A 729-nucleotide genomic window follows, 5' to 3' on the forward strand; every position below is an offset into this window, starting at 1 on the left:
TTTGCAGTAAATTTGTTATTATTTTCATTTACTATATAGTTTTCTGGCTCCCATTTAAGATCAGAATAAGAATCATCAGCTAGCATCGCAGAAATATTATCAAAAATATTCTTATTAGTTGGCAGTAGGAAGTTATGAACATTTGTACCTGGTTTTATCTTAAATGTTTGGAAAGGAATAGGATGTTCTGCATTTCCCACTTGTTCATTTAAACCACTTTTAACTTTACTTCCTTCGCCTAAGAAGAAAGTTGTTGTTACTGCATCCTTTGGTGTGTTTGTATATGAAGAAGCAGTTACATGTGGAAAAACATAGAGTTTTTGAGCCATAACTGTTATCGATGAAGTATCTCCAAAAGTTACCACTATCTTTCCATCTTTTCCATTTGGTGCTTGTAAACTAGAATCTCTGCCGACGCCTTCAAAATTCGCCTCATCAAAGGCTCTTCTAAGCTCAGGATCATTTACAGAAGTGTCAAGCTCAACTCCATTTTTCCAATTAATTTCATCATTCTCCCAAACAGAAATATCTACAGGATGTAATTTATCAGATTTAATTCTATCTGCAATACTTGCAGCCGGTTTGTTATTTTCCTTTTCAGCAACAGTTAACTCTTCTTGCTCAGATTCTTTTTTACCCTTTTCAACTTGAGTAATTATAACTTTCTCGTCTTTCTTTAGTTCCCTATCTAATGTAGCTTCCCATTTTTTATTGTCAAGAACTTTAGAC

Annotated in this window: 1 pseudogene; it reads right to left on the reverse strand. The window is 33.6% G+C overall.

Annotated elements, in window-relative coordinates:
• Positions 1-729: pseudogene (locus PTSHG_RS09855) on the reverse strand (hypothetical protein); the annotation flags it as partial.

The sequence above is a fragment of the Peptoniphilus senegalensis JC140 genome (genome assembly GCF_000321025.1).
GTDB lineage: Bacteria > Bacillota > Clostridia > Tissierellales > Peptoniphilaceae > Peptoniphilus_A > Peptoniphilus_A senegalensis.